The 20,983-nt window shown below is 69.7% G+C and carries 18 protein-coding genes; 15 read left to right on the top strand and 3 right to left on the bottom strand.

Annotation, left to right across the window (positions count from 1 at the left end):
• Positions 1 to 575 precede the first annotated feature (575 nt).
• Positions 576 to 1,442: a DUF222 domain-containing protein gene (locus tag E3O47_RS06005; RefSeq protein ID WP_134419840.1), complete on the top strand. Its 867-nt coding sequence runs from the start codon at positions 576 to 578 to the stop codon at positions 1,440 to 1,442.
• A gap of 76 nt (positions 1,443 to 1,518) precedes the next feature.
• Here E3O47_RS06005 and E3O47_RS06010 read toward each other — a convergent pair whose 3' ends face one another.
• The gene (locus E3O47_RS06010; RefSeq protein ID WP_134419842.1) at positions 1,519 to 2,355 is read right to left on the bottom strand and encodes an SDR family NAD(P)-dependent oxidoreductase; all 837 of its coding nucleotides are present in this window, start codon (positions 2,353 to 2,355) and stop codon (positions 1,519 to 1,521) included.
• Between the two features lie 121 nt (positions 2,356 to 2,476).
• On the opposite strand from E3O47_RS06010, the gene E3O47_RS06015 reads away from it, so the two are divergent.
• The 6 genes from E3O47_RS06015 to E3O47_RS06040 all read left to right on the top strand — a co-directional run bounded on the left by E3O47_RS06015 (position 2,477) and on the right by E3O47_RS06040 (position 9,268).
• Entirely contained in the window at positions 2,477 to 3,415 is a 939-nt protein-coding gene (locus tag E3O47_RS06015) for an ABC transporter ATP-binding protein (RefSeq protein WP_134416220.1), read from the top strand.
• 95 nt (positions 3,416 to 3,510) lie between these two features.
• Entirely contained in the window at positions 3,511 to 4,569 is a 1,059-nt protein-coding gene (locus tag E3O47_RS06020) for an aliphatic sulfonate ABC transporter substrate-binding protein (protein WP_134343186.1), read from the top strand.
• A gap of 118 nt (positions 4,570 to 4,687) precedes the next feature.
• Positions 4,688 to 5,563 (top strand): ABC transporter permease, encoded by an 876-nt coding sequence (locus tag E3O47_RS06025; RefSeq protein ID WP_134343187.1) that lies wholly within the window; start codon positions 4,688 to 4,690, stop codon positions 5,561 to 5,563.
• Complete coding sequence (gene acs, locus E3O47_RS06030) at positions 5,554 to 7,641, top strand: acetate--CoA ligase (RefSeq protein ID WP_233191265.1); 2,088 nt, start codon at positions 5,554 to 5,556, stop codon at positions 7,639 to 7,641. Before E3O47_RS06025 ends, acs begins: the two co-directional genes overlap by 10 nt.
• 83 nt (positions 7,642 to 7,724) lie before the next feature.
• The gene (locus E3O47_RS06035; RefSeq protein WP_134374830.1) at positions 7,725 to 8,294 is read left to right on the top strand and encodes a hypothetical protein; all 570 of its coding nucleotides are present in this window, start codon (positions 7,725 to 7,727) and stop codon (positions 8,292 to 8,294) included.
• 167 nt (positions 8,295 to 8,461) lie between these two features.
• A complete protein-coding gene (locus E3O47_RS06040) occupies positions 8,462 to 9,268 on the top strand; it encodes a 2,3-diphosphoglycerate-dependent phosphoglycerate mutase (protein WP_241986105.1) in 807 nt (268 codons plus the stop codon).
• A gap of 66 nt (positions 9,269 to 9,334) precedes the next feature.
• Here the strand turns inward: E3O47_RS06040 and E3O47_RS06045 are convergent, their stop codons facing one another.
• Positions 9,335 to 10,501, bottom strand: a complete 1,167-nt coding sequence (locus E3O47_RS06045; protein WP_104100105.1) for a glycerate kinase — start codon at positions 10,499 to 10,501, stop codon at positions 9,335 to 9,337.
• 86 nt (positions 10,502 to 10,587) lie between these two features.
• Between E3O47_RS06045 and E3O47_RS06050 the strand changes: the two genes are divergently transcribed.
• Positions 10,588 to 11,580, top strand: a complete 993-nt coding sequence (locus E3O47_RS06050) for an LLM class F420-dependent oxidoreductase (protein WP_104100050.1) — start codon at positions 10,588 to 10,590, stop codon at positions 11,578 to 11,580.
• A 73-nt stretch (positions 11,581 to 11,653) separates the two neighbouring features.
• Positions 11,654 to 12,892 carry a class I SAM-dependent methyltransferase gene (locus E3O47_RS06055; protein ID WP_134401928.1) on the top strand — a complete coding sequence of 413 codons (1,239 nt, stop codon included), beginning with the start codon at positions 11,654 to 11,656 and terminating at the stop codon, positions 12,890 to 12,892.
• A gap of 59 nt (positions 12,893 to 12,951) precedes the next feature.
• On the opposite strand, the gene E3O47_RS06060 is transcribed toward E3O47_RS06055, so the two are convergent.
• Positions 12,952 to 13,332: a DUF1622 domain-containing protein gene (locus tag E3O47_RS06060; protein WP_104100048.1), complete on the bottom strand. Its 381-nt coding sequence runs from the start codon at positions 13,330 to 13,332 to the stop codon at positions 12,952 to 12,954.
• Positions 13,333 to 13,759: 427 nt separating this feature from the next.
• On the opposite strand from E3O47_RS06060, the gene E3O47_RS06065 reads away from it, so the two are divergent.
• The 6 genes from E3O47_RS06065 to E3O47_RS06090 all read left to right on the top strand — a co-directional run bounded on the left by E3O47_RS06065 (position 13,760) and on the right by E3O47_RS06090 (position 20,859).
• Entirely contained in the window at positions 13,760 to 15,157 is a 1,398-nt protein-coding gene (locus E3O47_RS06065; protein ID WP_134401929.1) for a DUF6421 family protein, read from the top strand.
• Complete coding sequence (locus E3O47_RS06070) at positions 15,150 to 15,821, top strand: SDR family NAD(P)-dependent oxidoreductase (protein WP_241973121.1); 672 nt, start codon at positions 15,150 to 15,152, stop codon at positions 15,819 to 15,821. Before E3O47_RS06065 ends, E3O47_RS06070 begins: the two co-directional genes overlap by 8 nt.
• Before the next feature lie 58 nt (positions 15,822 to 15,879).
• Positions 15,880 to 16,764: an ATP-binding cassette domain-containing protein gene (locus E3O47_RS06075; protein ID WP_104100103.1), complete on the top strand. Its 885-nt coding sequence runs from the start codon at positions 15,880 to 15,882 to the stop codon at positions 16,762 to 16,764.
• A complete protein-coding gene (locus tag E3O47_RS06080) occupies positions 16,761 to 17,918 on the top strand; it encodes an ABC transporter permease (protein ID WP_347232582.1) in 1,158 nt (385 codons plus the stop codon). The genes E3O47_RS06075 and E3O47_RS06080 overlap by 4 nt, the downstream gene beginning before the upstream one ends.
• Positions 17,919 to 18,100: 182 nt before the next feature.
• A complete protein-coding gene (locus E3O47_RS06085; protein ID WP_233191259.1) occupies positions 18,101 to 19,171 on the top strand; it encodes a low specificity L-threonine aldolase in 1,071 nt (356 codons plus the stop codon).
• Entirely contained in the window at positions 19,168 to 20,859 is a 1,692-nt protein-coding gene (locus E3O47_RS06090; protein ID WP_134419846.1) for a long-chain-fatty-acid--CoA ligase, read from the top strand. The genes E3O47_RS06085 and E3O47_RS06090 overlap by 4 nt, the downstream gene beginning before the upstream one ends.
• Positions 20,860 to 20,983 lie beyond the last annotated feature (124 nt).

Below are 20,983 nucleotides of genomic sequence, written 5' to 3' on the forward strand. Positions count from 1 at the left end.
TCTGGGTCTGCTAGAACTCGGACGGATCCATCCGAAAGTCACAGACCTGCCGGTAGCGGACCTGTCGGCGGGGCGACCCGCGTCAGTCCTGGGCCTGGGCCTGTCTGCGCCTCGAAGTCGCGGCCCCGTCGGCGGTCAAGCCCGTCGAGAACCGGCGAGTCAGTCTTCAGGGCTCCCGTGCCACACCGCACCTCCCGGCACGCGTTCGGTAAAGCGGGCGCACGTGAGAGGCTCCGCCGCGGTCCCCAACCTGCGCCACGGCACCGAGCGTTGCTGCCGGTCAGGCCGCGGGCTCAGCGCTGACTCGGTGGCGCCGCGCGGCCAAACAGCCGGGCGGTTGAACAAAGATACGAAACCGCTATCCATAAAAGGTGAGTGACACTCGACTACGTGTGCTCCTTAAGTTATCCTCATAACATGACGAACTCGCGGATGACCTCAGGCAGGCGGCCGACGCCGTCGCCCTGCTGGGCTCCTCGAGCGCCGACCTCGCCGCTCTTCCCGACGCAGTCGTTCTCATCGGTCAGAAGCAGATTGCAGCGGCTCGCCGACTGCTCGACACCCGCGCCGCGTGGATGGCCGCAACCATCGCCCGCCGGTCCCGCCCGGAACTCGGCCACTCGGGGCTGGCCGCGCAGCAGGGGTTCCTCTCGCCCGAGGCCCTGATCCAGAACTGGACCGGCTCATCCAAAGGTGACGCCTACAAGCTCGTCGTGGTCGGCACGATGATGGCCGACACCGAGGCGGCCGACAAGCTGGTCGAAGAGGCACTCTCGACGCTCTCGACGCCCGACGCCGACGCCGACGCTGTCGACGTCGCGGCGTTCGCCGCGAGGGTGCCCTGGCAGGCGCCGATCGCCCGGGCCGTCACCGCCGGCACGCTCTCGGTTGACGCGGCCGAGGCGATCCGGGCCGGGCTCGGCCAGATCGACGCGGCAGTCACCACGGAGAAGCTCCGGGTGGCCCTCGCGGCGCTCCTCACCGAGGCACCGTCACTGAATGCCGACGAGGTCTTCAAACGGGCCCGCCGGATGCGCGACCGGCTCGATCAGGCCGGCATCACCGCCCGGGAGAAGCAGGCCCACGACGACCGCTACCTGAAGGTCTACCGGCTGAGCAACGTCAACGTGCGCCTGAACGGGCTCTTCGCCCCCGAAGACGGCGAGTTCGTGCTCTCCACCTTCGACTCCATCACCGGCCTGGACCGAAGCCCACCACATCAACGACTGGCTCACAGTCAGCGGAGACACCAACCTCGCCGACGGAGTGCTGCTCTGCCACCCGCACCACCTACTGCTGCACAACCAGCACTGGAAGATCACCCGCACCGGAACGCAACACTGGCTCCGGCCACCGGTGGAGAACGATCCGGAGCAGACACTGATCGCACTGCCGAGCAAGCGGGTGGGGCTGTAGGGCGCGGCTCTCGTCCCGGGTCTTGACAGGCTCGACCACCGGCGGGGAACCTCGGGAGGGCGGGTCGCCGGGTCTCGACAGGCTCGACCACCGGGGCTCGGGTTAGGGGCGACCGGTGAATTTGTCCATGGAGCCGTAGACACCGAAGACCCGACCCGCGACGACGTCCCACAGGGGCAGCGGCAGCAGACCGCGGACCACCTTCGAGAGCACGATCGTCCACGGCATGGTGAGCATGGGCTTGCCCGCGAGCATCGCCTGCCAGACCCGTTCGACCACGTATTCCGGCGTCATCACCGGCGTCAGCAGCGGACCGCGGGCACCCTCGAACATCCCGGTCGAGATGTAGCTGGGGCAGACGGTCGTGACCTTCACGTGCCCGAACCGTTGCTGCTTGAGCTCCAGACGCAGCGAGTCGCCCCACCCGATCAGGGCCGCCTTCGACGCCGCATAGACGCTCATCCGAGGGTTCGAGAGCATCCCGGCCGCCGACGCGATGTTCACGATACGCGACGCACGACCGCGATTGGCCATCATCGCCGGGAGGAACTCCCGGGCGATGTACATCGGCGCGAGCGCGTTGATCTGCATGGTCGGCCGCGTGTCCGCGCCGTTGTCGTGCTCCCAGAAGAAGGCTCCGCGCACGATGCCGGCGTTGTTGATCACGATGTCCGGGTCGCCGACCTCCGTGCGCACCCGCTGGGCGGTCTGGGCGATCGCGCCGAGGTCGGCGATGTCCACGACATACGGGACAACGAGCGTGCCCTCGCCGGCCCGATCGCCGAGGATGCCGGCCGCACGGGTCAGCGCCCCGGCGTCCCGGTCCCAGAGGATCACGGCTTTCGCGCCCTCGGCGACGGCCCGCTCGGCATAGAGGCGGCCCATGCCGCTGGCGGCACCGGTAATGAGCACACGGGCTCCGGAAACGGTTCGAGTCATGGCCCCATCATCCCAAGAAGAAGCGCCGCGTGTTACGTCGGGTTGCGGCCGGCCCAGCAGCATCCGTCTGCCCTCGGCTAACGTCAAGCAACTCTTCCCCTCCCTCGACCGAAAGCCGCCCATGCCGCACCGCGCCGCACCACACGAGGCGTTCGCCGATCCGGCGTCCGTGCGCGGCGCGGCGTCCAGATCCACGGCCACGACCACGACCGGAAACTCGGCCTGCACAGTCGAGTTCGAGGCGATCGGCCGCACGTTCGCCCCTGCCACGACCCGCGGGGCCACCGCCCTACCCCCGGTACTCCGCGACGTTTCCCTCACGGTGCGGCCCGGCGAGGTGCTGGCGATTCTGGGCACGAGCGGATGCGGCAAGTCCACTCTGCTCCGCATCGCGGGCGGCCTCGACTCCCCGACCATCGGCCAGGTGAGAATCGACGGCTCGCCCGTCGCCGGCATCGACCCGCGCTGCGCGGTCGGATTTCAGGAGCCGCGCCTGCTGCCCTGGCGCACCGTCACCGAGAACGTCGCACTGGGACTGCCCCGCGGCACCCCGCGGGCCGCCGGCCGCGCCCGCGTCGCCGAACTGATCGAGCTGGTCGGTCTGGCCGCGTTCGCCGGCCACCGCCCCCAGGCCATCTCCGGCGGGATGGCGCAGCGTGCCTCCCTCGCCCGGGCGTTGGCCCGCAACCCGGGCGTTCTGCTGCTCGACGAACCGTTCGGCGCCCTCGACGCGCTCACCCGCCTGAAGATGCAGGACCTCCTGCTCGACGTGCACGCCCAGGCGCCGACGACGGTCCTCCTGGTCACGCACGACGTCGACGAGGCGCTGCAATTGGCCGACCGGATCATCCTGCTCGGCCGGCCCGACAACGGCACCCGCGCCGGCGCCGGCGCCACCATCGTGCAGGAACTCACCGTTCCCGGGGCCCGCCCCCGCGACCGCGGCTCGGCGGAACTCGCCGAACTGCGCGGACGACTTCTCGCCGGGCTCGGCATCGACCGCCACGGCGAGGCACGCGGGCTCGCCGCGACCTCTACCATCCCGGCCTTCCCCTACTGACTTTTCTGCCTCACCACTTCACCACCGCACTGCTTTCACCACCGCTTTCCCACACCGGGTGCAGCATCCGCTGCCCAATCAACTGAGAGATCCCGATGACACAGCACCGCTCCACCACACGAATCGCACTCCTTGCCGTCGCAACCGCCGCCGCCCTGCTGCTCACCGGCTGCGTCGCGGGTGAAAACCAGCCGGTCGCCGAGCCGGCCGAGGCCGCCGAAGCGGGTAAGACCACCGTCACCACCGGCGGCACCCTCAACATCGACTTCGCCACCTACAACCCGCTCAGCCTAGTGATCAAGGACCAGGGCTGGCTCGAGGATGCCCTCAGCGACCAGGACATCGCCGTGAACTGGGTACAGTCGGCCGGCTCCAACAAGGCCAACGAGGCACTGCGCGCAAATGCCATCGACGTGGGTTCCACCGCCGGCTCGGCCGCGCTGCTGTTCCGCTCGAACGGCTCGCCGATCCAGGTCATCGACATCTTCTCGCAGCCCGAGTGGGCGGCCCTCGTCGTTCCCGGCGACTCCGCGATCACCGACGTCGCCGATCTCAAGGGCAAGCAGATCGCCGCCACCAAGGGCACCGACCCCTACTTCTTCCTGCTCCAGTCTCTGGAGGAGGCCGGACTCACCCTCGACGACGTGACCGTGCAGAACCTGCAGCACGCCGACGGCTGGGCTGCCCTCCAGAACGGCTCGGTCGACGCCTGGGCCGGACTCGACCCGATCATGGCCGGTGCCGAGGCTGCCGGCGCGGAGCTGCTCTACCGCAACGTCGACTTCAACAGCTACGGGTTCCTCAACGCCACCGAAAGCTTCCTGACCGAGAAGCCCGATGTGGCCCAGACCGTCGTCGACGTCTATGAGCACGCCCGCGCCTGGGCGCTGGAGAACCCCAACCAGACCGCCGAGATCCTGGCCGGCGTCTCGGGCCTCGACCTCGCCGTGGCCACCACGGTGATCACCGAGCGTTCCAACCTCGACGTGGACAACGTGCCCGGCAAGGCCCAGCTCACGGTGCTGAAGAAGATCGGCCCGACCTTCGTCGCCGCCGGTGACGTGGCAGCGCAGAGCCAGATCGACGACGCCCTCGACACGATCGTCAACGACAGCTTCGCCACGAAGGCCGACCCGTCGGTCGTCACGGAGTAATCAGGAATTACCGTAGCGCCGTCCGGGGCGGGCAACCGCCCCGGACACCCGCACCACCAGCACCCCCTGCACCCAGCACCCCGGCCCCACCAGCGCCACCCACCGAGAGGACGCGACCATGACCGAGACTGTGCCCCGCACGCTGCCGCGCACGTCGGCCCGGACCGTGCCCGACGCCACCGCATTCGCTGCATCCGCCCCCGCCGCCCGCACGGCGCGTGCCCCGCGCCGGCCGCTCGCCTCGCGCGGCTGGATCGCCCTCGGCGGCGGAGCGGTCCTGCCGGTCCTGATCCTCGCGGCCTGGCAGCTCACCACCGCGCTCGGCGTGTTCACGATGGCCCAACTGCCCTCCCCCGCGATGGTCTGGCAGGCCGGCGTCGACCTGTTCGCGAGCGGGCTGCTCGGCCAGTACGCGGCGATCTCCACCCAGCGAGTGCTCATCGGTTTCGCCGTCGGCGCCGCCCTGGGCATCGCCCTGGGCGCCCTGGTCGGCCTGTCCCGGGCCGCCGACGTACTGTTCGCCCCTACCCTTGGCGCCATCCGGGCGGTGCCGTCGCTCGCCTGGGTTCCCCTGCTCATCCTCTGGCTGAAGATCGGCGAGGAGTCCAAGCTCACCCTGATCGCCATCGGCGCCTTCTTCCCCGTTTACACGACCGTGTCTGCGGCGCTGCGGCACGTCGACCGTCAGCTCGTGGAGGCGGGCCGCGCGTTCGGCCTGCGCAGGGCGCGCCTGTTCACGGCCGTGCAGCTGCCCGCGGTGATCCCCGCCGTGGTCTCCGGGCTGCGGCTGGCTCTGGCCCAGGCCTGGCTGTTCCTCGTGGCCGCCGAGCTGATCGCCTCCTCGATGGGGCTGGGCTTCCTGCTGATCGACTCCCAGAACAACGGCCGCATCGACCGCATCCTGCTCGCCATCATCCTGCTCGCCATCCTCGGCAAGCTGACGGATGCCGCCGTTGGCCTCTTCGAGCGCTGGGCGAACCGCAAATGGGCCTGACGCCGATGCCGGCCCCGTTCGATCCGGCGAGCGCCACCATCCGGAATCTCCTGACCGAAACCCGGCGCTACCCGGCCCCGGCCGCCTTCGCGGCGCAGGCCAACGTCGACGCCACCTGGTGGGACCGGGCCGCCGCCGATCCGATCGCGTTCTGGGCCGAGCAGGCCAACCGCCTCGACTGGGCCGAGCCGTGGCACACCGACCACACCTGGCAGCCGGCCAGGGCGGACGCCGACGGCGTGCTCTCCATTCCCCGCGCCGAGTGGTTCGCGGGCGGCAAGCTCAACGTGGCCGTCAACTGCGTCGACCGGCACGTGGCCGCCGGCAAGGGTGACAAGGTCGCCTTCTACTTCGAGGGAGAGCCCGGCGACCGCCGAACGATCACCTATGCCGAACTCGAACGCGCGGTGAACCGCGCCGCCAACACGCTTACCGACCTCGGCATCGTGCCGGGCGACCGGGTCGTGCTCTACCTGCCGGTGATCCTCGAAACCATCATCATCACCCTCGCCATCGCGCGCCTCGGCGCCGTGCACTCGCTCGTCTTCGGCGGCTTCTCCGCCGAGGCGCTGCGGTTCCGGGTCGAGGACACCGGCGCGAAGCTGCTCGTGACCACCGACGGCCAGTTCCGCCGGGGTCAGGCCGTGCCGGTCAAGGCCGCGGCCGACGAGGCCGTCGCGGGCGTGGACTCGATCGAGCACGTGCTCGTGGTGCGCCGCACCGGCGACCTGACCCCCGACATCCCCTTCACTCCGGGCCGGGATGTCTGGTGGCACGACAGCGTCGACCTCGCCTCCCCCGTGCACGAACCCGCGTACTTCGACGCGGAGACCCCGCTGTTCATCATCTACACCTCGGGCACGACGGGTACTCCGAAGGGGCTCGTGCACACCAGCGGCGGGTACCTCACGCACACCTCCTGGAGTCACTGGGCCGTCTTCGACGTCAAGGACGACGACGTGCACTGGTGCACGGCCGACCTGGCCTGGGTTACCGCTCACAGCTATGTGCACTACGGGCCGCTCTCCAACGGCACCACCTCGGTGATCTACGAGGGAACGCCGAACACCCCGCATCCGGGCCGGCACCTCGAGATCATCGAGCGCTACGGGGTGACCACCTATTACACGGCGCCAACACTCATCCGCACGTTGATGACGTGGTTCCCGGAAGGGCTGCCGAGCGAGTTCGACCTGTCCAGCATCCGTCTGCTCGGGTCGGTCGGCGAGGCCATCAACCCGGAGGCCTGGGTGTGGTTCCGCGAGAACATCGGCGCTGGCAGCGCCCCCATCGTGGACACCTGGTGGCAGTCTGAGACCGGCGCCGCCGTGATGGCGCCGCTACCGGGCGTCAGCACGCTCAAGCCCGGTTCGGCCCTGCGCGCCCTGCCGGGCCTGACGACCCACGTCGTCGACGACCACGGCCGGCCGGTGCCGTTCGGCTCCGGCGGCTACCTCGTGATCGAGGGCACCTGGCCAGGCATGGCCCGCACCGTCTGGGGCGACCCCGAGCGCTACCGCGACTCCTACTGGGCCCGGTTCGCGAAGCAGGGCTTCTTCTTCTCCGGCGACGGCGCGAAATACGACGACGACGGCGACATCTGGCTCCTCGGCCGCGTCGACGACGTCATCAACGTGTCCGGGCACCGCTTGTCGACGATCGAGATAGAGTCGGCGCTCGTCGCACATCCGCTGGTCGGCGAGGCCGGCGTCGTCGGCGTGACGGATGCGAGAACAGGCGAGGCCATCGCGGCCTTCGTGATCCCGGCCGCGGCACCGCGCCCCACCAGCGGTTCCGGCGAGCGCGGCAACCTGGGCGACCCCGCGGTCTGGCTGGCCGCCCGGGGCACCCTCGAGCCGCTGCTGCGCGCGCACGTCACGCAGGCCATCGGGGTCGTCGCCCGGCCGCAGGAGGTGTTCGTTGTGCCTGACCTGCCCAAGACCCGCTCGGGCAAGATCATGCGTCGCCTCCTCGGCGATATCGTGGCCGGTCGTGCGCTCGGCGACGTGACTGCGCTCCAGGACGACTCGGTTCCGGGCCGCATCGCCGTGATCGTGGCGGCCGCGCGGCAGCGCTGAGCGCACGGTTCCAGCGCCTACCCAGCGACGGGTGGAATCGTAGGGACCAACGCCCCAGACCACCCGAGCCAGAGGAGCACACCATGGGATTCTTCGACCGCCTCTTCGGAACCGAGCCCCAGCAGCCGGAACAGCAGCGACGCGCGGCCGCACCGCAGCGCACCGACGACGAGATCGCCGTCGATCGCTATCAGTACCTACTGCGCACGGCACCGCCCGAGACGATCGAGCAGGTGCACGCGGAGGCCTTCAGCAAACTGAACGATGAGCAACGCGACCTGCTGTTCCGCCAGCTAAGCGAGAACGCCAACGCCAGCGAGCGCCCGGCGAACGCCGAACCGGCAACACTGGCCCAGGCGGCCACCCGGGCGGAGCTGCGCCAGCCCGGCACCCTCACCCGCGCCTTCGGCAACCAGGGCCAGGGCGGGCCGAGCTTCGGCAGCATGGTCGGCAGCTCCCTGCTCGGCACCGTGGCGGGCTATGTCATCGCGTCGACGCTGATGAGCGCCTTCCTGCCCATGGACTCCGGCGGCGCGGATGCCTCGGGCGCCGACTCCGGTTCCGGCGACTCCGGCGGCGATTCCGGCGGCGACGCGGGTTCCGGCGGCGACTCCGGCAGCGGCGATTTCGGCGGCGGCGATTTCGGCTTCTGAGCCCACCCCCTTCCGCGAGAGTCGCTCCCGCTCAACCCGGCCACTCCCCGCCGGGCGGTGGTCACTGCGGGGCTGTAGCCTGAGAATTAGCGGCGGAAGATCCGCGACGGCTGAGGCATCCGCCGGCTGAGACTCGAACAGGGCTGGTCACCGTGCGTGAAACGGGGGTGTTAATCGTGCTGCGGCACGGCCAGAGCACCGCGAACGCCGCCGGGCTGTTCACGGGCGTGCTGGATGCGCCGCTGTCGGATCAGGGGATCCGCGAGGCCCACACGGCCACCGTCCTCCTCAACCTTGCGCTGCCGGGCGAACGGCCACCGACCACCGGCACCGGCTCTCCGGCCATGACCACGGCACCGGCACCCGCTGCAGCACCTGTCACCCTGTTCACCTCGACGCTGACGCGCGCCCGGCAGACCGCCGCGATCGTCGCCGCCGGTCTGGCCCACCCGCCGGTCGGCTGCGACGCCGACTGGCGACTGAACGAACGCAATTACGGCGCGCTGACCGGCCGTTCCAAAGACGATGTGCGCGCCGAGTTCGGCGAGGAACAGTTCGTGGCCTGGCGCCGCTCGGTCGCCGAGGCCCCGCCCGCCATGGGCGACCTGCTCTACGACGAGTTCGCCGGCACCGCCCTGTTCCGCGCGCTGCCGGCGGCCGCACTGAACCGCACCGAGGCGCTCAGCGACGTCATCACCCGAGTGGATGCCTTCCTCACCGAGCGCGTCGACCCGCTTCTCGCCCGCGGCGAGATCGTGCTCGTGGTGGCCCACGGCATCTCCCTGCGGGCTCTGTGCGCGGTGATCGACGGCCTGTCCGACGGGCAGATCCGCGACCTGAACCTGCCCACCGGACAGCCGTTGGTCTACCGTTTCGACGCCCGGGGGCGTCCCGTGCCGTTCGGCGGCCGCTACCTCGACTCCGTCACCGCGCTGGCGGCCGCCCTCACCCTCGCGGATGAGGGCGGTACCTGACGATCTCGAGCCTGTGAGCTCGGGTGTGTGATCTCGAGCCGTCCGTGACGTTCCGGCTCCCGTCGCTTAGCTTGTCTGCGCCCCGCGGGCCGCCCCGGCCGACAGCCCGAGGGCGAGGATACGGCACACCGTGGCGGCGGCCCGTTCGAGGTTCGCCGGACCATCCGTCAGTGCCTGCGGGAGGTCGCTGACCTCCTGAACGATCGGCACCAGCGCGGCGAAGCCCTGGTCATAGAGCACCTCGGACCCGGGTCCTACCCGGCCCGCGAACGCGATCACGGGCACACCGTTGCGCGCGGCAGCCTCGGCCACGCCGAGCGGGGTCTTGCCGTGCAGGGTCTGCCCGTCGATGCTGCCCTCGCCGGTGAAAACGAAGTCGGCCCCGCTCAGGCGACGCTCGAGGAGGGCGGCCTCCATCACCACCTCGACGCCCCGCCGCATGCGGGAGTCGAAGCAGGCGAGGAAGGCCGCGCCGAGCCCGCCGGCCGCGCCGGCGCCGGGCAGCTCCGCCACGGAACGCCCGGAATCCGCGGTCAGCACCCGCGCGAAGACCGTGAGGGCCTCCTCGAGGTCCCGCACGGCCTGCGGATCGGCGCCTTTCTGCGGGCCGAAGACGGCGGTGGCGCCGCCCGGACCGAGCAGCGGATTGGCGACATCGCTCGCGATCTCGAACGACGCGGACCGCGCCCGCGGGTCGAATCCTTCCAGGTCGATCCGGCAGAGCCGCGCAAGCGCCGCTCCCCCGCAGTCCAGGTCACGTTCGGCGGAATCGAACAGACGAGCGCCGAGGGCGTGAAGCATGCCAGCCCCTCCGTCGTTGGTCACCGAGCCGCCCAGCCCGATCACGAACCGGCTCGCACCGCGGTCCAGCGCGTCGGTGATGAGCTGCCCGACGCCGTACGTGCTGGCGGTGCGTGCGTCCCGGTCGGCTGCGGCGACGAGATGGATGCCGGCCGACGCCGCAACCTCGATGATCGCCAGCTGCTCGGCGGCCACATAGCCGTAGGCGGCCAGCACCGGGCGTCCGCGGGCATCCTGAACCTCGGTCTCCACGATCTCACCGCCACAGGCGGCAACCATCGCGTTCACGGTGCCCTCGCCGCCGTCGGCCATCGGCACCCGCACGCACTCGGCGCCGGGGAAGACGGAACGGATGCCGCGCTCCAGGGCCGTGGCGGCCTCGACGGCCGACATGGATTCCTTGAACGAGTCGGGGGCCAGAACGAACTTCATGGTGTTGATCTTCCCGGTCCCGGGCACCAGCTGCAACTGCAGGGCGCAGGACGCAGCATCCGCTACCCCCGCGTAGGCTCGAAACCATGCGATTCGGACTCTTCATACCTCAGGGCTGGCGTCACGACCTGGTCGACATCGATCCCGTCGAACAGTGGGCGACCATGAGCGGCCTCGCCGCGCACGCCGACGCCGGCGAGTGGGAGTCGATCTGGGTGTACGACCACTTCCACACCGTGCCGGTGCCGAGCGAGGAGGCCACCCACGAAGCCTGGACGCTGATGAGCGCGTTCGCCGCCACCACGACACGGGTGCGCCTCGGCCAGATGTGCACCTGCATCAGCTACCGCAACCCGGCCTACCTCGCGAAGGTCGCCTCGACCATCGACATCATCTCCGGCGGACGCGTCGAGATGGGCATCGGCGCCGGCTGGTACGAGCACGAATGGCGCGCTTACGGCTATGGCTTCCCGCGCGCCGGCGAGCGCCTCGCACGCCTCGACGAGGGCGTGCAGATCATGCGCCAGGCCTGGGCCACCGGTAAGGCCACCCTCGACGGACAGCACTACCAGGTGGACGGCGCCATCGTGCGGCCGCTACCACTGCAGGACGGAGGCATCCCGGTCTGGATCGCCGGCGGCGGCGAGAAGGTCACCCTCAAGATCGCGGCGAAGTACGCGAACTACACGAACTTCGACGGCTCCCCCGAGGGCTTCTCGCACAAGAGCGAGTTGCTCGAGGCGCACTGCATGGCGGAAGGCACCGATTTCGGCGCGATCACCCGCTCGGCGAACTACAACACCGTGATCGCGGCGACGGAGGCCGAGGTCGCCGACCGTCTCGACGCCATCGAGGCCCGGGTCACCCCCTACCTCGGTTCGGAGGGCGCGGCGGCATTCATGGCCGAGTACCGCAGCGGCGAGGCGCAGTGCGTCGGCACACCGGAACAGGTCGTCGAGCGCCTGAACGGCATGAAGGCACGCGGCCTCGGTTACGCCATCCACTACTTCCCGGAGGCCGCCTACGACCGCTCGGGTCTGGAACTCTTCGAACGCGAGGTCATGCCCGCGCTGCGTTGATCGGGCCGCACCCCGTGCTCTCCCGCCGGCCCCGGCACGCCCACCCCACCCCACCCGCGCAAAGATGGAACCCATGACCAGCACGAACACGGCGACCAGGCCCGCCCGCATCACCTGGGCGGAGGCCGGGCGGACTCGGTCGGCCCTCTGGCACTCGGAGAGCGGTTGGGCGCCGCCGGAACGCGTCGTCATCGCCGACGACACGATGACCGCGGATGCCGCCTACCGCCACGCGAAGGCTGGCACCGGCATGCTCTGGCGCGGCGACTTCCTGGGCGCCCGCCAGTTGCTCAGCGCCCTCGCCCGCCGCATCGACCACGGCCGGCACGCGCCCACCACCGACCTGGCCGCCGCTTTCCGGCACTACCGCTCCGAGGCGCTGCGCCGCTCCCGGCTGCTCGGCCTGGTGTTCGTGCCGCTCGACGCCGACTACACCGTTCCGCTCCGCCGCGCGCCCGACGTGCGCCAGGCCTGCACCGAGACCTACGGCCCGGCGACGGATGCCTCGGTCACCGCCCTGCGCGAGCTCCTCGGCGTCATCGGGGCGCACGAGTGGCGCACGACCGGGGTCGACGTACCCGTGCTCGGCGCCCGCATCCACCCGCACTACGGGGTGTTCTCGCCCGTGCGCGGCGAATACCTCGACCTGGTGAACACGGCCCCGCTGCCGGCAGCCTGGGCCGGAGGTTCTGCGGCTGAGGCCGGCTCGATCGCCGGGACCGCCACCGCGTTCGACATCGGCACGGGCACCGGGGTGCTCGCTGCGGTGCTGGCGCGACGCGGCATCCGTCACGTGGTCGGCACCGACCAGGAGCCACGGGCGCTGACCTGCGCGCGCGCGAACATCGGGCGGCTCGGGCTGGCCGGTGCGGTCGAGATCATCAAGGCCGATCTGTTCCCCGCCGGCCGCGCCGACCTCGTGGTCTGCAACCCGCCGTGGATTCCCGCGTCCGCCGTCACCGCCACCGACTTCGCCGTCTACGACCCCGACAGCCGGATGTTGCGGGGCTTCCTGGCCGGGCTGGCCGACCACCTCCAGGCGGCCGGGGAGGGCTGGCTCGTGCTCTCCGACATCGCCGAGCACCTCGGGTTGCGCTCCCGCGGCGAACTCCTCGACCTGATCGAGGACGCGGGCCTCGAGGTCGTCGCCCGCCTGGACGCCAAACCCGTGCACGGCCGCGCCGCCGACGCGTCCGATCCCCTGCACGCCGCCCGGTCGAAGGAAGTGACGTCGCTCTGGCGGTTGCGGGCCGTCTCTCCGCCGGCCCAGTCGACTGCCGATGCCCCCGACGCACCTGACGCTGTTCGGTGAACCGTCAGGTTTGAAGGGTGCGCGGCGGCGCCCGCCCCAGGAACGTGTCGTTTCGAGCGCTACTTGAGGTTCGGCGTGCCGCCCTTGTTCGCGGCGAGGCGCCAGCGGGACCAGGGCCAGATGCCGTCCATCTCCACCTCAAGCGAGAAGCTGAGCAGCACCCGGATCACCACGATCGCGCCGAGCACCAGCACGCTCTGCGGGGTCGGATCCACCAGGATCGTGCGGATGATATCGGCGATGATCAGCACTTCGAGCCCGAGCAGGATGGCCCGGCCCAGATTGCGGCGCAACTTCTCATAGGCCCGCTGCCGGGTGTCGGCCCGCAGCGCGGTCGGCACCGCAGCGATCATCGCGGCCGCGCCGCCGAGCACCATGATGGCTGCACCGGCCGCCTCGACGATCCGCACGACCGCCGAGATCACCTCGTCAAAGTTCATCGGCGGCGCTCCTCGCTGCATGGTCGCTGCATGGTCGCCTCGACGATAGCGCAGGCCACCCCCGCGGTCGAGCCATCCGGTGGCCCAGCCTGTCGAGACCCGGGCAGCCGGTTCTCGTGCACCGCCCTCTCGCGCCGCTGAGACCGAAAGCTCCGTGTGCGCCCACAATCACCGCCGGAAGGGCGGCACTCGGCACAATGGGCGATTCTCGGAGAATGACCGGAACAACGCACACTTTCAACCGGAACGGGGGCTTTCGACGACCGGAGGGTCGGAACACGGCGATTCGTTGCGAGATATGGCAAGAAAACGCCCGCACCCTCCCGCTACTCTGGACCGTGGCGCCAAATGGCACCACCGGCACCACCCAGCACCACCACGAACGACCCCGCCGCGACCGCGGCACTCACGAAGAACGGAGGTTCCCATGTCGAATTACGTTGCGCACGATGCACTGGTCGGTGAGCCCGAGGTTCTCGAGGATGCCGTCACCGCCGCCAACCCGGTCACAAGCCCGGCCTGGCTCCGGCTCAAGTCCGCGGCCACCTCGCTTCAGGCCAGCCAGGCGCAGGACGGCTCCATCCCCGTCGCCGCCGACCACGCGGATGCCGCGGCGCACGTCGGCGTGATCGCCGCCGCCATCGACGAGCTCGCCCCGCTGTTCCCGCACGACGCCGCCTACCTCGCGGCCGTGACTCGGGACTTCACCCGCTGGAGCACCGAGGGCTTCGGCGTGCCGGACTTCTTCGACTCCCTGATGGCGTTCCAGCCGCAGCAGCAGCGGGCCGACGGCATCCGTCACCTGGTCGTGTTCCCGATGTACACGCAGAACGGCAGCGCGAACCGCTTTGTCGAGGCCGTGCTGATCGAGGTGATCTGGCCGGAATTCATCGACGAGCTCGAGCAGGAGTACACGAACGAGCTGTTCATGCCGATCCGTTTCCTCGATTTCACGCCCGGCTACGACACCAACTCGGCCGTTTTATTCCCCGAGACCGTCGCCATGCGCCAGATCCCCTCCTTCACCTGGGGTGCGATCTTCGCCGACCGCGAAGCTGCCCGGTTCCGCCGGGTCGTGCGCGCGGCCGCCGAGATCACGCGTCTCGAACTGCCTGCCGATGCGGCGGCGCTGCTCGACGACCAGCACCTGACCGAGGAAACCTTCGTCATGTGGGACCTCATCCACGACCGCACGCACATGCGCGGCGACCTTCCATTCGACCCGTTCATGATCAAGCAGCGGATGCCGTTCTTCCTCTACTCCCTGGAGGAACTGCGCTGCGACCTGACCGCGTTCCGCGAATCGGTCACGATCGAACGCGACGAGAACGCCAGCCCGGAAGCACGCCGGCACGCGAAACTCGTGCAGTACGCCGTGATCTTCGACCGGATCTTCCGATTCTCGATCAGCGGCACCCGGGTGCGGAACTACGACGGGCTGGGCGGGCAGCTGCTCTTCGCGTGGATGCACCAGCACCACGTGCTGCACTGGACCGACACCCGGCTCACCTTCGACTGGGAAGCCGTGCCCGACGTGGTCATCGCGCTGGGCAAGCGAATCGACGACCTCTACTGGGCGTCGATCGACCGGCCGAAGAAGGCCCACTGGCTGGCCGCCTACGACATGATCGCGGAGACGCTCACGCCGAACCCGGCGTCGCAGTGGGCTCGCGGCCTGCCGCTGGACGTGCTTGCTGGCGCACCGAAGGGCTACACCGACCTTGTTCTGGACGACGAGTTCCCGCTGTCGATGTTCTTCGAGGCGCTCGACAAGAAGATGAAGCCCGTGATCGAGTCGACGGCCGGGCTCACCGGGCGTGACTGACACCGCAGGCAGGGCCGTCGCTGGTCGCACCGTGCTCATCGCCGGTGCGACCAGCGCGGCCGGCCGCGCCGTGGCCACCGCGCTGACGGATGCCGGCGCGCACGTGATCGCGGTCGGCACCAACGCCGAGCGCCTGCACGGCTTCCGCGCCGAGGTTCCCGGTGCCGCAACCTATGTCTGCGACCTCGGCGACTTCGCCCAGGTCACGGCCCTGGCCGACGCCGTGCACGGCGAGCACGGTCCGATCGACGGCCTGATCCACCTGGTCGGCGGCTGGCGCGGCGGCGGAGGGCTGGCCGGCCAGTCCGACGGGGACTGGGATTTCCTGCACGCGCACGTCGTCGCCACGCTGCGCAACACCACCCGCGCGTTCAACGACGACCTGCTGGCCTCGCCGGCCGGGCGCCTGGCGATCGTGTCGTCGGTGTCGGTCGACAAGCCGGCCCCGGGCGGCGCGAACTACGCCGCCGCGAAGGCCGCCGCCGAGACCTGGACCCGCGCGGTCGGTCAGGGCTTCGCGAAAGCAGGCGCGGATGCCGCGGCGGTCATCTTCGTCGTGCGTGCCCTCGCCGGGCTGGAAACCGCACTTGCGACCGCGGTGGTCGGCCTGTGGGACGCGTCGGCGGCATCCGTCAACACTTCTCGCGTGCTTTTGGCCCCCTGAACCCGACGTCGGCACCCCGCGGCGCGCTAGCGTGGAACCAGGCTACAGAGGGGTGGGCATGCTCGACATCAGGACCATAAACAAGCGTTATGGCACCCGGCAGGTGCTGACCGACGTGAGTTTCGGCGTCGAGAGCGGACGCCTGACCGGCTTCGTCGGTGCGAACGGCGCCGGCAAGACAACCACCATGCGGATCATCCTGGGGGTGCTGTCGGCCGACTCCGGCACCGTGCTGCAAGACGGCGTTCCGCTGACCAGCGACGACCGCCGCCGCTTCGGCTACATGCCGGAGGAGCGCGGCCTCTACCCGAAGATGAAGGTGGGCGAGCATCTCGTCTACCTGGCCCGCCTGCACGGGTTGGGCCCGGCATCCGCCCGCCGCAACACCGCCGAGTTGCTCGACCGGCTCGGCCTCGGCGAGCGGGCCGGTGACCTGGTGCAGTCTCTCTCGCTCGGCAACCAGCAGCGCGCCCAGATCGCGGCCGCGCTCGTGCACGACCCGGAGTTCCTCGTGCTCGACGAGCCGTTCTCCGGCCTTGACCCGCTCGCGGTGGAAGTGGTCATGAGCGTGCTCTCCGGCTTCGCCGCCCAGGGCGCGCCGGTGCTGTTCTCCTCGCACCAGCTCGACATCGTCGAGCGCCTCTGCGACGACGTCGTCATCATCGCCGACGGCGAGATCCGGGCCAACGGCCCCCGAGAGCGGCTGCGCGAGCAGCACAGCAGCCCCCGGTTCGAATTGCGCACCGCGGCCGACGCTGAGTGGATCCACACCGTGCCCGGCATCTCCGTGCTCGACCTCTCCGGGGGTGTCGCCGTGTTCGAAGCCGAAACGGATGCCGCCAGCCAGTCCGTTCTGCGCCAGGCCCTCACCCGGGCCCCGGTGACACAGTTCAGCCAGCAGCGGCCCAGCCTCGCCACCATCTTCAAGGAGATCGTGCAGTGAGCACCATCTGGAACGACCGCGCCGGCACGCCACACATCAGACGCCCGCAGGTTCGCCCCCGGTATCCGGCGCCGAGCTTCGCCCGGAGTGTGTGGCTTGTCGCGACCCGCGAGATCATGGCCCGGCTGCGCAGCAAGGCCTTCCTGATCTCAACCGGCATCCTGCTGCTCATCTCGGTCGGTTCCGTCGTCGCCGGCAGTATTGCGAGTCAGAACCTGACCATGCCGAAGGTGGCCGTCGTGGGGTCCGCCGCTCAGGTCGTCGAGCAGACCGAGTCGTTCACGATGGTGAAGGCCGATGACATCGGCGCTGCCGAGTCCCTGGTGCGGGACGGCACCGTCTCCGCGGCGGTCGTTCCGTCCACCCGGGCGGATGCCCTGCTCGGCGTGCGCGTCATCGCCCTCGACTCCCCGCCGGTGGGTGTGCTCGCGGCCCTGAGCGTCACCCCCGCGGTGAGCCTGCTCGAGCCGACATCGCGGCAGAGCGGTGGCCTCGTCTACCTCGTCTCCCTGGGCTTCGGGCTGGTCTTCTTCATGTCGGCGATCACGTTCGGCTCGACCATCGCGCAGAGCGTCGTCGAGGAGAAGCAGACCCGGGTCGTCGAGATCCTGATGACCACCATCCCGGTGCGCGCCCTGCTCGGCGGCAAGGTGGTGGGCAACAGCATCATGGCCTTCGGGCAGATCGTGGCGATCGGCCTGCTGGTGGCGATCGGCATGGCCACGACCGGCCAGTTCGGGTTGCTGGGCACCGTGGGGCCGTCGATCGTCTGGTTCGCCGTGTTCTTCGCGTTCGGCTTCGTCATGCTTGCGGCGCTGTTCGCCGCGACCGCGTCGATGGTCTCCCGCCAGGAAGACGTGGGCTCGGCCACCTCGCCCGTGCTGTTCCTCGTGATGATTCCCTATTTTCTGGTGATCTTTTTCAACGACAACCCCACCGTGCTCGCCGTCATGTCCTACATCCCGTTCTCGGCCCCGGTCGGCATGCCGATGCGCATCTTCCTCGGCACGGCCGCCTGGTGGGAGCCGCTGCTCTCGCTGGCCATCCTGCTCGCCTCGACGGCCGTGGTCATCCTGCTGGGCTCCCGCATCTACTCGAACTCCCTGCTGCGGATGGGCGCCCGCGTTACGTTGCGCCAGGCCCTGCGCGGCTGACCTGCCGCCCCGCCAGCCCGATCCCGGCCCCGAACCTGAACCCTGCCCCGAACCAATTCGACGGTGATTTTGCTCCCACGGGCCGGTTTCGGCCCGAAATCACCGTTTCAACGCAAAATCTCCGTCGAATTCGCACACCGAGCGCACAGAAGCGGAGCAGACGGATGCGCGAAGATGGAGGGGTGACTCAACTCCATGACCTTTCTTCGCGCGGGTTCGCATCCGACAACTACTCCGGGGTGCACCCCGAGATTCTCGAGGCGATCGTCGCCGCCAACGGCGCGCACCAGATCGCCTACGGCGAAGACGTCTACACTGCCCGGCTGCAGCAGGTCTTCACCGAACACTTCGGCGCGGGCGTCGAAGCCTTCCCGGTCTTCAACGGCACCGGCGCCAATGTGATCGGCCTGCAGTCGATGCTGCCGCGCTGGGGCGCCGTGATCTGCGCATCCACCGCTCATATCAACACGGATGAGGCGGGCGCCCCCGAAAAGGTGGCCGGCATTAAGCTCCTCACCGTCGACACCCCCGACGGCAAACTCACCCCCGCACTGATCGACCAGCAGGCCTGGGGCTGGGGCGACGAACACCGCGCCCAACCGCTCGTGGTGTCGATCACCCAGACCACCGAGCTCGGCACCGCGTACACGGTCGACGAGGTGCGGGCCATCGCCGACCACGCACACGCCCACGGCATGAAGCTGCACATGGACGGCGCCCGCCTGTCCAACGCCGCCACCTCGCTGGGCCTGCCGTTCCGCACCTTCACCCGTGACGCCGGCGTCGACGTGCTCAGCTTCGGCGGCACCAAGAACGGCATGATGTACGGCGAGTGCGTCGTGGTCCTGAACCCTGAGGCATCCGCGGGCCTGCTCTACCTGCGCAAACTGAACATGCAGCTGGCCTCGAAGATGCGCTTCATCTCGGCCCAGCTGATCGCGCTGCTCGGCGGCGACCTCTGGCAGCGAAACGCCGGCCACGCCAACGCCATGGCCACACGGATGCGCCACGCCCTCGAGACCGGTATCGCCGCCGGCGAGATCGAGGGCTTGTCCTTCACCCAGAACACTCAGGCCAACGCGATCTTCGCGATCCTGCCCCCCGGCGTGGCCGATCGCCTGCGCGGGCACTTCCGGTTCTACGATTGGGACCCCGCGACCAACGAGGTGCGCTGGATGTGCGGCTTCGACACCGAGGAGGCCGACATCGACGCATTCGTCGCGGCCCTGATCAGAGAACTGGCCGCCCGATGAACGTCTTCGAGAATAAACCCTGGCTCGGCTCCTACGCCCCCGGCGTTCCGAGTACCATCCAGGAACCGACCGACACGCTCTCCGACATGATCGAGACCTCGGCGCGCCGGTTCGGCCCCAGCGTGGCCCTCGACTTCTTCGGCGCCACCACCACCTACGCCGAGCTCGGCGAGCAGATCTCTCGGGCTGCAAACGGCCTCCTGCGCCTCGGCGTCAAACCCGGCGACCGGGTGGCCCTTGTGCTGCCGAACTGCCCTCAGCACGTGGTGGCTTTCTACGCCGTGCTACGCCTGGGCGCGATCGTCGTCGAGCACAACCCGCTCTACACCGAACGTGAACTCCGACACCAGTTTGAAGACCACGGCGCCCGCGTCGCCATCGTTTGGGACAAGATCTACCAGACCGTCACCGATTTCCCCGCCGACCTGGGCCTGCGCACCGTGATCGCGGTGAACCTGACGGAAGCGATGCCGCTCACCAAGCGGCTCCTGCTCAAGCTGCCGATCGCTAAAGCCCGCGAGTCGCGAGACGCCCTGACCTCGGGCCCGCTGGGCAAGGATGCCTTCAGCTGGTCCGGCATCGTCGGCTCACGCAAGCTGCGCCCCGGCCACCCGCGCCCGAAGGTCACCGACACCGCCGCGCTCCAATACACCAGCGGCACCACCGGCACCCCGAAGGGTGCCATCCTCAGCCACTTCAACCTGCGCTCGAACGCCCTGCAGGGCGAGGCCTGGGTGCAGGGGCTGCGCCCTGGCGAGGAGGTCTTCTACGCGGTCCTGCCCATGTTCCACGCCTACGGCCTGACCCTCTGTCTGACGTTCGCGATGGCCACCGGCGCCCGGCTCGTGCTGTTTCCCAAGTTCGACGAGGGACTGCTGCTCGATGCGGCCCGGCGCACCCCACCCACATTCATGCCGGCCGTCCCGCCGATCTATGACCGGCTCGTGAAGGCCGCGACGGCGAAGAATGTAAGCCTGCGCAGCATCCGTTACGCCATCTCGGGCGCGATGAGCCTGCCGGTGTCGATCGTGGAACGCTGGGAGGCCGCCACCGGCGGGCTGTTGGTCGAGGGCTACGGCATGACCGAGGCCTCGCCGATCGCTGTCGGCAACCCGATGGGCCCGAGCCGGCGCCCCGGCACGGTGGGCGTGCCGTTCCCGAGCACCGAGATCCGCGTGGTGGACCCGGACGACCCGACCGTGAACCGCGGGATCGAAGAGGAAGGTGAGCTACTCATCCGTGGCCCACAGGTCTCTTCCGGCTACTGGGACCAGCCGACCGAGACCGCCAAGACCCTTCTCGATGGAGGCTGGCTGCGCACCGGCGACATCGTCCGCGTCTCCTCCGACGGCTTCGTCACGGTCGTCGACCGTATCAAAGAACTCATCATCACCGGCGGCTTCAATGTGGCGCCCTCCGAGGTCGAGGCCGCTCTTTTGTCGCATCCGGATGTCGCCGACGCCGCCGTCGTCGGGCTGCCGAGCGCGAACGGCGGCGAAGACGTCGCCGCCGCGGTCGTGTTGGCGGCGGGGGCCACCCTCGACGTCGACGCCATCCGCACGTATTGCCGCACCCGGCTCTCCGCCTACAAGGTGCCCCGCACCGTCGTGGAGGTCGACGAGCTGCCCCGGTCGCTGATCGGCAAGGTGCTGCGCCGCGAGGTGCGAGCCGGCTTGATCAAGGAGTAGCCGCGAGAGCGGGTAGAGCGTCGGTTTCGACGCCGCATTCCGACGCTTACCCGCTCGTGAGATGCTTCGGCGATGCGTATACCGCAGCGGCAGGTGGTAGCGGAATAGTGTGCCGCCGCCCGCG

The organism is Cryobacterium sp. TMT2-17-1, assembly GCF_004402765.1.
Taxonomy (GTDB): Bacteria; Actinomycetota; Actinomycetes; order Actinomycetales; family Microbacteriaceae; genus Cryobacterium; species Cryobacterium sandaracinum.